Below are 12,066 nucleotides of genomic sequence, written 5' to 3' on the forward strand. Positions count from 1 at the left end.
GGGTGCCGCCTCGCCCACGGCCAGCGCAACAAAGGCGGAATACAGATTCACCGTCTCAATGCCGACACTGCGCAAAGCCAGCCGGTGAGCCGATATACTGTTGATCTTCTTGTAGGGGGGATTGAGGATGGCATGGGTATATCCTCGTACATGAAGACCGTCAGCGGTAGCTTGTTCAATGTAATCTCCCGCGATAATGCGAGGCATTACGTGCTCGTATTTATTCAGTTGCTGTGCAAGGTGGCTAAGCAGGTTAGTGTCAATCTCGTAAGCTGTAGCTTCGACGGATTCGAAACTAAAACCGCCCGACACCCAGCGATCCAGAAAGGCGCTAGACAAGGCACCGACACCCGCACCAGCATCTAATAAACGGCACACCTGCTGGGTACTGGGCGGGAATAAGGATGCCATAAAGCGGGCCACGCTCGCAGGGGTCATAAACTGACCAAATTCAGCCTTATGTTTTCGTGCTGTTCGGGGAGCTACTTTACGGCGGATACCGTCTGCTGCGTCTAAGTGTTGGTTCATTCAGAATCTCTGTTGGCGCGGCGTGATGACACCGACATACTTGTAATGAGTGGTTCGTTACGCGCCTGAACGACGGATTACCCGGCCACATGAAAATTAAAATTGTCCACCAGAACATGAATTCCGGGCACCTGCTGGACGTATAAATCCCGTTTGCAGCCCCATCTGCATACTGCTGCCCACCCGGTCTGCATTTGCACTCGCCTCAGGCAGCACACAAATTCTGCCACAGCAAAAATATGTTGAAAACCGACTTACCGCTTCGCTGGTCAGGTACTTCGCATGTCGTGTTCCGGGCATTGATCGCATCAACCGAAAACATTCCGCATTTGATCGGCCTGCTGACACATACAGAACAAACACACTGATTCATTAGTCATATCGAAATAAGGGATGCGTTATTGGCGACGGAACCAGAGTGCAATCTCAAGCTTTCATCTGTGAGAATGTTACCTTAGGCAAGGACTGCTGACGTAACCTTTGCTAACGACCTTTTCAGGAGTGGCGGCCCTGATGCTTCTGCCTAAAGCTGGATACCTGTCGTATTAGGTAATGCGGTAACTGTAGGGAATGGACAACGGAAATTTGCAGTGATGCGGTGACGGGTGCAGGTAGCGTGGTGACTAAGCCCGTGCGGGTAAAAGACGTGTATGCCGGCAATCCCGCCACACTTTTAGAAAGCTCTAAGCATTGTCTCCTCAAATTTTTAATCCAGATTTATCGCCATCCTGGGTCGTTAAGGTCGGCTTATCGCCAAAGCGGCCATCGAAGCCGCCAGACAGATGATTAGCAGAAGAACATAGCTGTCAGTGATGATGATCCCTTAGAAAAACTGTCAGCACATCTTTCGGAGGAACACCTCCGCACTCTGAAATTAACCAGCCTACTGCCCCACGGTGGTAGGTTCCATGAAAAAGCATATGATTTAGCATGTCTGTGGCTGTCATTTCTCCCTCGCCACCATCGACAAAACTGAACTTGATAGTTTCTCCTAAATCGGCCGGAGCCATTGAGCTGACGCGCTGAATATACCAGTTTGTACAGTCATCCATTTTGACCTCAAGCTCCTCTACCGAGGGTGTTTCAGGGGTATTCAGGGCAGTGTAACCATGCTGCTGACCCGAAATATTTGCTCTAAAAATCATGTCGACCACATGAATATGGTTCATCAGTCTTAGCATCAGATGACGCTTTTCTGCATAAGCAGATTCGCTGATACCTTTAACTGCTTTTAGCGTTTCAGCATCAATCCAGCGCTTGAATTTTAAGAGAGTCACCAGTGTGTTCTTGTCCATGAATTTCCTCCTGATTTGCGTGTTCCGATAGCATATCAATAAAGTACGCTCTGTAGCAGAGCTTCCTGTTCTGAGGCATAAGCATGAACAAGGTCCGCTTTTCGCTCATAGCGGGCCTTGCCTTTCGTGTATGTCTGCTCTGTGCCAGAAGCGGACATTGTAAATTAATAACTTAAAGACAAATTGAAAAGCGGGGAAATAGAATGACTGTTGGAAAGAGTAATTAAGGCTGTAGTTAATAAACAAATGCTCCAAAAACCACAACCTAATTACTAACTAACTGATGCAAATTGAATAACTGGCTTGTTTAATCTGCCTGCCAAATGGTAATGTTTAATTGCATTTTCCCAGTTTTCAAAATCAAAAACACTAGCCTCGCTTGTTTCTGTTTCAGACAACTGTCGCCATATTTCCCTGAACATCTGCTGCCAGCCATCTATACCGAGCTGTGAAAGATAGTGCCGCACATGAAACCAGTGAATCCTCGGCAGAGAGTTTTTTGCACGAAATGGCTGGCCGGAAAGAAGGCCATAGCTGATAAAGAGACCTGTGACTGGCATTTCCTCAAGGATATTTTCTGCCAGCGTTCCTCCGGTGGCATCGTAAACCACCTCAGCCCGGGCTGCATAGTGACGGACAGCGTCGTGGTCAGTTTCCTGAACCGGTGTGATGCCACACTGTGCCAGCCGTGATGAATGGGCAGGAGAACGATGAATGCCGGTAACCGATAGCGCTCCGGCACGGATAGCCCACTGACCTAACAACATGGCACAGTCACTACCGGCGGCCGTCAGGAGAACGTGTTTACCTGCCGGCGTTAAGTGGCTAATCATCAGCTTTGCAGCCAGAGGATTGATATAAGCCCGTGCGGCCAGCGTCGCTTCAGTATTCTCAGGCACAATGATGGCTAGAGCGGCAGGAACATCGACATAATTTTGCCAGGTGCCTTCTCCCCTCAAGGCCAGTACCTGCCGGGAAAGCAGGTATCGGTATGCCGATGGCGCATCCGTCACTACTCCGGTTCCTTCATATCCGGCGACCTGTGGGAGCGCTATGCGATGCTGATAAGCGCCTGTCATGGGTATCAGGTCTGAAGCATTAACGGGCGCACAGAGCATTTTTACCCTGATCATGCCCTCTGCAAGTTTTGCTTTTGTTCCTTCCTCAATATACAAAACGCTTTCAGGCGCACCGAAACGTCTGTAAACCAGAGCCTTATTTGACATTTTCTAAGCAATCCCGATTGTGCTTACAATTTAAACCTGAAAATCTCTTTTCCCGCTCATGTATTTAACTTTTTACCGTGCTGAACTGCAAGCGGGCCTTAGCCCGGAAGGAACGACTTCCGGGCTTCGGATCCCACGCTACGAGCAGCAACGTGAAAGTATGTTTACTGCCTGTTTTCATACATAACTTTTCCCAGGGGCGACATGTGTGCGTCTTTAAGGGGAGGCGGAAGCCGGTTCGTGCCTTATACCGCACGGTCAATAATGGCAGGCCCGCGAGCGGCTTTGCACTAAGCGCAAAAGCATTTTCAATTTCTTGTTCTTCAGTCTGTTTTTCAGAACGATATAATTTCAGCTAATTCGAACTGAAACGGGTTTACTATGCGAGATTACGACAATACGGCCATGATCACTTATCGTGGTGCTTCCGTTGAGAATACCCATCAGGCCCATATCTGCGTCACGGATGCAGACGGAAATATTTTGTTTTACCTGGGGGATCCCCACAGAAAAACACTCGCCCGTTCCGCTGCTAAACCCATGCAGACGCTGGCTATCCTCGAATCCGGTGCCGCAGAGCAGTATGCGTTCAGTGACGCGGAAATTGCCCTGATGTGCGCCTCCCACAGCAGCGAACAGCAACATCTTACTCTGGCAAAAAGTCTTCTTTGTCGTACAGGCCTTGCTGAATCAGACATGCAGTGCGGAGGGCATCCGGCCCTGTCGGACGTCGTAAACCGGGCCTGGATAAAAACAGACTATGCTCCTACAGCTCTGTGTAATAACTGTTCAGGAAAGCACATTGGCATGCTGGCAGGAGCGGTGTCACTGACCGGATCAACGGATAATTATCATCTTCCTGAACACGTTATGCAGAGACGGGTCAGAGATGTGGTATCCGATATATGTAAGCTTGATGAAACCGACGTCGCCTGGGCCACGGACGGGTGTAATCTGCCTGCCCCGGCCTTTTCTCTGGACAGGCTTGCTTTTTCTTATGCCACGCTTGCTTCCTGTGCTGACAAGGATGCGCATCCCGATCCAGCCGACAAAAGAGCAGCGCTTTATGCAAGAATATTCAGGGCCATGTCCTCTTATCCGGAGCTTGTTGGTGGAGAGGGCCGGTTCTGTACGGAGCTGATGAGCATCTGTGAAGGCCAGCTGGTCGGAAAGCTGGGCGCTGACGCCTGCTATGGTATTGCGCTGCGGGAAAGTGACGCAACGCGTAAAGCCGGCGCAAAAGGGGCTGTCGGCATTGCTTTCAAGCTTGAAGATGGAAACATTGATGCGATGTATTCCGTCATATGCGAAGCGTTGCTCAGGCTGGGTTTTTTAAGCGATAAGCAGGCTTTAGCGCTGAACCACTTTCACCATCCTGCGATGGTTAACACCATGTCCGAAACGACCGGACACCGCGAGTTTCCGTTTACGTTACGTCGTTCATGACGCTCTGGCTTTGTCGCGCAGGGACTGTATTTCACTTTCTGTGAGCATCCCTACGCGGCTAAGCCGATCAGCCAGAAAGCTTTTAAGTACCCTGACTTTGGCTGACTGCCTTCTGTTCGGCAGGTGAGCAAGATAAATAAACTTCCCGGTCAGGTCGTTTTTAAATTCATAATCGGGGAGCACGATTTTAAGCGCTCCCTGCCGGATAAAATCACGCACAAGCCAGATCTCAAATTCTGCGATGCCGGTTCCTTCCAGGACAGCGCTGAGCAGCAGCTCAGTATGATCCGACTGTAATGTTCCTCTGGGAAGGTGGCTGAAACGACTCTGATGTTTTCTGAAACGCCACTGCGTTTCTGCCTCGGGATGGATATATTGCAGACAATTATGGGCAGACAAATCTGCCGGCTTTTGAGGATGCCCGTTCAGGGATAAATATTCCGGCGTGGCGCACAGCACGCTGTCATTTCGGGACAGAGGATGTACGACCAGGTCATTGATATAGTTTTCACCCTCATGAATATCCAGATCAAATCCGCCCCTGACCAGATCGTTATGGTTATCAGTGAGCCTGACGTCGAGCTGTATGGACGGGTAAATTTTGAGAAACTGCGGGATTAAGGGCGCAAGGTATATTCGTCCAAACGCAACCGGTGCGGTCAACTTAACCTGACCGCTTGGTTCAGCATCAAGCGCGGAGACAGCGCGATGTGCATCATCAATATCGCTCAGGATGGCCGTTACTCTTTCAAAGTAAAGGTATCCTGCTTCGGTTAAGGTTATTTCGTGGGTTGACCGGTGAAACAGCGCTACTTTGAGGTGCTTTTCTATAGCGCTGATTTTGCGCGTGACGGTAGAAGCAGAGATGCCTGCTTCACGGGCCGCTGCGGAAAAGCTTCCCAGCAGAACGGTCCTGACAAAGAGTTGCATCGTGCCGGTAAAATTTAAATCGGTCATATCCTGATTGTTGCGCTGGCTGCAAAAGCAAATAATATCAGCCAGCACGTTTTCAGGCTTCATTTTGTGAAGAGAGCGAGCGTTCAGGTAAATTCAGTCTTACGCCACGACAGCTACGGGCGTCCTGAACGTCACGCACCTGGCCCATCCAGCGCGATAAATCAGCGTCAGGAAAAAGCGCTTTTCAACCGTTCCAGACCTTCGTGCAGGGTTTCTCTTGGGCAGGCGAAGTTAATGCGCTCAAACCCATCACCCTCTTTACCAAACGTTTCGCCCCATGTCAGGCCTACCTGGGCTTTGTCGAGAATAGTATGCCTGAGAGCATCTGGCGTGAGCTGAAATGCCCTGAAGTCCAGCCAGGCTATGTAGCCACCGCCAGGTCTGATGAGCTTTACCTGGGGCAGGTTTGTCCTGAAGTAATTATCCATAAAATCCAGGTTTGCCTGCAGATAGCCGTTGAGGCGGGTAAGCCACTCTGCTCCGTCCCGGTAAGCGGCAGTTGTGGCCGCGACGCTGAAAATGTTGGTGGCAAAGTCAAAGTCCAAACCAGACCTTATCTTTTCCAGCTTATCCCACTTTGCTCGATCAGGAATGATACCGATAGCATACGTCAGCCCCTGCAGGTTAAAGGCTTTAGACGGCGATGTGAGCGTAACGGAGTTAAGGCTGCTTTCAGAAGAAACGCTGCCATAGGGGACAAAAACCGCATGACCGTATGTCAGATAGCTGTTAATTTCATCTGATACAACCAGAACACCATGTCTGCCACAGACTTCTGCGATACCTGATAACTCTGCCCGGCTGAATAACAAGCCGGTAGGATTATGTGGGTTTACAAGGAAAAACAGTTTCACGTCTTCTGAAACTATCTTTTCTTCGAAGGCAGCGAGATCGAAGCTGTATCTGACCCCGTCGAAAGACAGGGCCTGCGTAACGACCTTGCGCTCCGCACCTTCAATGACGCTGATGACGGGATGAAAATGAGGAGCATGGATCAGAACGCCGTCGCCAGGCCGGGTGTAGGCCCGCAAACAGAGAGAGAGCATGGCCCACATGCCGGGGCAGTTCGTCAGCCAGTCAGCTTTAATCTTCCACTGATGATGTTCACTGAACCAGTTTATAACCGACTGATAATAGTCGTCCGTCTTGTATTCATAAGCATAAATACCGCTCTCCGCCTTTTTTATTAAGGCATTCCGGACACAAGACGGGGAATGAAAATCCATATCAGCTGTACCGAGTGAAATGACTTTTTCTTTCTGATACCGTCCCCACTTAATAGACGGGGAATTAGCCCGGTCAATAATTTCATCAAAAATGTCGTCTCGTTCCGCCATCGTTTACCTCTGTCAGCACAATCGAACTAACCGCTCTGGCACAATTTTACATCAAATATTTCTTTATTGCGTGTCAGTTTGTATCAATAACATAAAAAGTAGCAATGACAGCATACTAAGCCTTATCATGAAATAACAGGAAACTGAGTCACGGAGTTGATTTTGGTAAGTAAGGTTTCGTCGAATGTGATACGGGATTACATAAGAGACTGCGTCATGTTAGTGGTGGAAATGCAGAGTTCTGGCTGGAAGGCAAGATAAAAGCTGTGCTGAAGGGGTTCCGCTGGACTGCTGAGGATAAGGCTCTTCCCACATACTGTACAGTATCCCCATAGAGCCTGCATATTTAGCGTAAACGCTCGATTTCTTTGTCAATCACCTCTTTGCGCAGATAAAAAACCGGCCTGACATTCACGTCTACAGCTCCGCTGGCCTGCACTTCCAGTAAAGCTCGCTCCTGCTCGAGTTCTGTCCTCCTGCACGCCACAGACTGGCCTGTATTACTGTTGAACTCTGGACCTGAGTCAATTCGGACGCTTCTGTTTTCAACCCCGATGTTGTTATTGCCGGGGCGGAGCGTGTCCAGTCCTGCAGCAAAACCTTTTACAGAAATGAGCAGGCTTGCAGAAATTAAACACAATCGAATATTAACAGTTTTGAATCTTATTCTGTCAGTCACTTTTTCCTCTTTATCAGGTAGGGCAGGCTTAAGAAAACCCTCATCATATAGCCATGCCAGTCACTATACAGAAATGCTACTTTTAAACGAACGGACAAAGTCCGAGCGAAAAAACGTTTAAATTAGACTCCTGTAAAAGATGCATGGCAGAGATAATCTCTCATATAATCACTTCGGCCACAATATTTACCTGCTGCAAATGATTTTTTTTGGTAATTAAATGTGGCTGATGAGTTTATATACAAAAATGCCTCATGCAAATTAAAGCGGTTTAAAAAAGAGTGCTTATGCCGCAGTCAGGCTCGCGTATGAGATGTCTGAATGAGGTAATATCTATATAGCTTAATGCTCACAAACTGATGCTTTGATTGTTAAGCTCGTGTGTTCTCAACAGGCACTTACAGTCCGCTTTTCGCTCAAAGCGGACGTTGCTAACATCGGCATGTACTAATCTGCAGAGATCAGTTAACAGTACATAACCATGCAACCGTGCAGAAATCTTCAGAGGCGTTTTTCACGATGCAGGCATAGACTGGCGTGACACATCAGGCGCTTCGCAGTTATGCGTAAGGAGCAAGGTTCGCCGTGAAGGAAGAGCGGACGCTGAAACCTGTTTCAGTAAAAATTCATCTTATTCAGCAGAAGAAGCGCATCAGTGCAGCCCGGCCCTATTCAGGCAGCGATTGCATAAAGCTACACCCAAACGAGGCCCTTTAACCGATACCCGGAGTCTGAATGTAGCTTTAGTTGTTCACCACTCAGGGTTTCAAAATGACTTTTGTCCATCCGTCATCGCGATTGTCAAAGTGCTTATATCCCTCAGGCGCTTCCGCTAGCTGGAGACGATGCGAGATAATCTGTCCCGGATGCGCTCTGCCCTGATGGATCAGTCTGGCCAGCTGGCGGTTATAGGCTTTAACGTTGCACTGGCCGGTTTTGATCGACTGTCCTTTAAACCAGAAACTGCCAAAGTCGAAAGGCACTTTACCCTCTTTAGCCAGATCGGTTGCCCCGCCAGGGTCCTGTGGAACGAAAACGCCCACCGCGCCAATACTGCCCGTCGCTTTTGTCGAGGCGACAAGGCTATTGAGCGTGGCGGAGTTATCCTCGTGGCCGTGTTTATTACAACACTGATAACCCACGCATTCGCAACCGCAATCCGTGCCGCGCCCATCGGTTAACTCCATGATTTTATTTACCGCTTCATCACCAACCGCATTAATGGCCACCGCACCAAGTTTCTCGGCTAACGCCAGTCGGTCTGGATGGGTATCGACGACAAACACCTGTGAAGCGCCCTTAATCATGGCTGAATGCGTAGCCATTAGCCCCACCGGGCCGGCGCCATAGATAGCAACACTCTCTCCGGGGCGCAATCCTGCCAGTTCAGTGGCATGCCATCCGGTCGGGAAGATGTCGGAAAGCATGACGTAATGCTCTTCCTTCTCAACCGCGTCCGGCGGCAGCACCAGACAGTTAAAGTCAGCAAAGGGAACGCGAAGGAGTTCCGCCTGCCCACCATCCCACTCGCCCATATCAGCGAAACCATAGGCGGCGCCTGCGGCGCCTGGGTTCGCCGTCAGACAATAACCGGTCAACCCTCTTTCGCAATTTTCACAGAATCCGCAGCCAACGTTAAATGGCAGGCAGACATAATCACCGACTTTGATTCTCTCGACGGCGCCGCCGACTTCGATAACCTGCCCCAGATTTTCATGGCCGAATATGCGGCCCTGCTCGAAGCTGGTGCGGCCTTCGTACATATGCAGATCGGAGCCGCAGATGTTAGTCGTAGTAATGCGGACAATCACATCGGTTGGGCGAACAATTTTAGGATCCGGAACATCTTTTACCGACACATCAAAGGGTCCATTATAAACAACTGCTTTCATGATGTTCTCCTCTTATAAGCGATCAGGTTTGAAGATTGCGACTTAAAAAATTAGTATCGCAACCTTCTTGTTGATACTGCTTCATCAATCAAACATCTTGATTGAGCTTAAAGTGTAGAGCATCTCATAATTCACCTTTACAATATTTAACTGGCTTCATAGCAAATGTCTCACCTGGCAAAGCTAATCATTTACTTTTCGTCATCTGACGACACATTTGTTATTACTTTAAAAAATAGCGAGGCGTAAAAAAAACCCCTTCCCGGCATTAGATTATTTTTATTATAATCACAGCGAAAGCCGGTTAACTCATTGAGATCCCTTTAACACTGTCAATACATTCCATGTCGGTAACTACAACAAATAAGCGAAGCATCCTGCCTCGCTTTTATTGGAAATATTTTAATATCATTCAAAATGCCGGCACGTTAGAAAAATGCACAATTCGACCTGCCTCTTTGAAGAAAGCAGGCAGCAAAAGTCGCCTCTGGCAGAAATGGCGTTCGGCACGCTGAAAGGAATGACGACAAAAGCGGCGTAACGCTGCGCTTTAACCGGAATTGAGAATGCATCAGCCTGACTCGCCTTGTATAACAAAGGGTTAGTCAGGCTTTATGGTTAAAAGTAATAAGCGGTTTCTGCGCGCTGCCTTGCGTTTACCTGAAACTCCACTGCACGCTGATAACAAATACTGTAGGAAAAATAATGCCGCTTTCTACGCCAAAATAGTCCGTAAAATTATACTGAACGGCATGATAAATATAGGGAGCGAAGCCCACACCCGTCGCGTTTTTAAATGAGTGATAAACGCCCTCATCCCCACAGTGACTAAAGGCGTCGGCAAAAAATTCACCGGTATAGCCATACACGCCCTTAAATGTCCAGGGTGACTGCGTGGTCCAGTCCCGGCGAACACCCAGCGCAATACAGCGATGTCCATAGCTATTTTTCAGCGTTCCGGCTAAAAAGCTGTAAGGCGAATCCTCAGAGAAGCGCCGCTCAGCAGAAAAAAACTCGTTGCCAAACTTTTCCGTGTAAAGGCCGTGGTTGCCTATGAGATGATAAACAAATGAACCGGTATTAACAGAATACAGGTTAATCTCACTGGCTCTGGCTGGAATAAACGTGGCCGCAACCAGCAGCCAAAGCGATAATATAAACCGGACAGACATGCCGTATACCCTCTTTCCCGTACATAAAATGTTTTGCGTAATAAATATTAGCTCAGCGGCTTCAACCGCTTTTTCCCTGAACAATAGTTGCCTGCTCCCCAGACGAACAGCGCAGACAGCGCAATCAGCCCCAGGACGCCGAATGCTATACCAAATGAGTATTTTGCAGCAATATTTCCTGCAAGCGCAGGGCTTAACGCTGCCCCGCCGCCCTGTAGCAGCATGATAAGTCCCTGACCGGCGTTGATATGTCCGCTGCCTTCGAGAATTTGCACCACATAGCCCGGCACGGCAACGCCCAGCAAACCGGCGGCAACGCCGTCCATGATTTGCACCGGGATCATCGAAAACGAACCGGAAAAGGCCGACGCCACCGCAGCCCGAACTGGCAGAATCAACAGCGCGGCGGTAATCAGTAGCAGATAGCCCTGCTTATTCGCCCGACTGGCGGCGAACAAGGCGACCGGAATCATCACGCATTGTGAGATAACCACCGTTGCGGCGGCGTAGACCCCTGCGGGCAGCGTACTGCTGTGGGAAGCGGCAACGCGCATGCTTAGCATCGGCAGCAAAGCGGCATTGCTCAGATGAAAAAGTAAAAGCGTAACGCCGAGAATAAGCAGCGCAGGCTGACGGACAATAAGCGACAGGCGTGGAATTTCCGGTGCGGCGTCCTCTTTGCCCAGTCCGCGTGCGGCGTTATCGTCAATGTCCGCGCTGCGGATAGCAAGCACCGCCAGAGCGGCAAAGAGCGCCATGGCGGTCATCAGTATAAACACTGCCCCCGTGCCCCAGTACCAGACCGCCAGCCCCGCTATCACCGCCGCTGTCATATTGCCGCCGTGATTAAAGGCTTCGTTTCTGCCCATCTGTCGTGCAAAGCCTGCATGCCCGGTTAAGCCGAGCGTGATCCCGGTAAGCACCGGCGGAATACAGGCAGCGGCCAGGCCGGTGGCGACCTGCGAAAAAACGGCAATGCCCGCATCGGGAAAATACCAGAGCAACAGCGTCGCCAGCGTAATAACCAGCGATCCGGCCAGTAAAATGCCCCGTTTATAGCGCGTCATATCGGTAAGCAATCCGGCAGGAAGGGTGGCAACCAGACCGGCTACTCCTCCGGCCGTCATCACCCAGCCAATATTATCCGCTCCCCAGTGATGCTCGGTTAAAAAAATACCTAAAAAAGGGCCTAAGCCATCCCGCACGTCCGCCAGAAAAAAATTCACCAGACATAACGCCTGAAGCGATCGTAATGCCATTGTCTTTTCCATAAAAAGTTTCGTCTCGCAACCATTTCTCGCTGCGTTAAATTCTGGCAGGAAACAGAGGAATAGAAAGCTAGCAGGCTGATAAGGGAGGCGGGGAGCGGCAGGCTGGCCGGGCGAAGCTGATAAAACGGGCTTTTGCGCCTGAGTTATTTTCAGTAACAAGATTATTCAGTCTGGCCGGGCGCGTACAAAACCATCAGGCCAGGCGGCAGTAAAAAGCCTGGCTTACTCGCCAGGCATAGCGTGCGGATTAAGCGTCAATGCCG

General features: G+C 49.7%; 10 protein-coding genes and 1 pseudogene. 1 reads left to right on the forward strand and 10 read right to left on the reverse strand.

What is annotated here, in order from left to right; translation table 11 throughout:
• The 4 genes and pseudogenes from BBB56_RS20030 to BBB56_RS20045 form a co-directional block, all read right to left on the reverse strand.
• A pseudogene (locus tag BBB56_RS20030) lies at nt 1–528 on the reverse strand (SAM-dependent methyltransferase); the annotation flags it as partial.
• 376 nt (nt 529–904) lie between these two features.
• On the reverse strand, nt 905–958 hold the full coding sequence (locus tag BBB56_RS23990; protein WP_369409922.1) for a hypothetical protein: 54 nt from the start codon (nt 956–958) through the stop codon (nt 905–907).
• 376 nt (nt 959–1,334) lie between these two features.
• Complete coding sequence (locus BBB56_RS20040; RefSeq protein ID WP_123802683.1) at nt 1,335–1,823, reverse strand: DinB family protein; 489 nt, start codon at nt 1,821–1,823, stop codon at nt 1,335–1,337.
• A gap of 272 nt (nt 1,824–2,095) precedes the next feature.
• A complete protein-coding gene (locus tag BBB56_RS20045; protein ID WP_123802684.1) occupies nt 2,096–3,049 on the reverse strand; it encodes a zinc-dependent alcohol dehydrogenase family protein in 954 nt (317 codons plus the stop codon).
• Nucleotides 3,050–3,430: 381 nt separating this feature from the next.
• Here BBB56_RS20045 and BBB56_RS20050 point away from each other — a divergent pair, with 381 nt between their 5' ends.
• Nucleotides 3,431–4,495: an asparaginase gene (locus tag BBB56_RS20050; protein ID WP_123802685.1), complete on the forward strand. Its 1,065-nt coding sequence runs from the start codon at nt 3,431–3,433 to the stop codon at nt 4,493–4,495.
• Here BBB56_RS20050 and BBB56_RS20055 read toward each other — a convergent pair.
• The 6 genes from BBB56_RS20055 to BBB56_RS20080 all read right to left on the reverse strand — a co-directional run bounded on the left by BBB56_RS20055 (nt 4,490) and on the right by BBB56_RS20080 (nt 11,791).
• Nucleotides 4,490–5,500, reverse strand: a complete 1,011-nt coding sequence (locus BBB56_RS20055; RefSeq protein ID WP_199756274.1) for a LysR family transcriptional regulator — start codon at nt 5,498–5,500, stop codon at nt 4,490–4,492. The genes BBB56_RS20050 and BBB56_RS20055 overlap by 6 nt on opposite strands.
• A gap of 119 nt (nt 5,501–5,619) precedes the next feature.
• Nucleotides 5,620–6,789 (reverse strand): MalY/PatB family protein, encoded by a 1,170-nt coding sequence (locus BBB56_RS20060; RefSeq protein WP_123802686.1) that lies wholly within the window; start codon nt 6,787–6,789, stop codon nt 5,620–5,622.
• A gap of 346 nt (nt 6,790–7,135) precedes the next feature.
• Nucleotides 7,136–7,468 carry a hypothetical protein gene (locus tag BBB56_RS20065; protein WP_123802687.1) on the reverse strand — a complete coding sequence of 111 codons (333 nt, stop codon included), beginning with the start codon at nt 7,466–7,468 and terminating at the stop codon, nt 7,136–7,138.
• 758 nt (nt 7,469–8,226) lie between these two features.
• A complete protein-coding gene (locus BBB56_RS20070) occupies nt 8,227–9,360 on the reverse strand; it encodes a glutathione-independent formaldehyde dehydrogenase (RefSeq protein WP_123802688.1) in 1,134 nt (377 codons plus the stop codon).
• A gap of 656 nt (nt 9,361–10,016) precedes the next feature.
• On the reverse strand, nt 10,017–10,532 hold the full coding sequence (locus BBB56_RS20075; protein ID WP_123802747.1) for a hypothetical protein: 516 nt from the start codon (nt 10,530–10,532) through the stop codon (nt 10,017–10,019).
• A 47-nt stretch (nt 10,533–10,579) separates the two neighbouring features.
• Nucleotides 10,580–11,791 carry an MFS transporter gene (locus tag BBB56_RS20080; protein WP_123802689.1) on the reverse strand — a complete coding sequence of 404 codons (1,212 nt, stop codon included), beginning with the start codon at nt 11,789–11,791 and terminating at the stop codon, nt 10,580–10,582.
• Nucleotides 11,792–12,066: the final 275 nt, after the last annotated feature.

Origin of the sequence: Candidatus Pantoea deserta, from assembly GCF_003813865.1 — a bacterium.
Classification (GTDB): Bacteria; Pseudomonadota; Gammaproteobacteria; order Enterobacterales; family Enterobacteriaceae; genus Pantoea; species Pantoea deserta.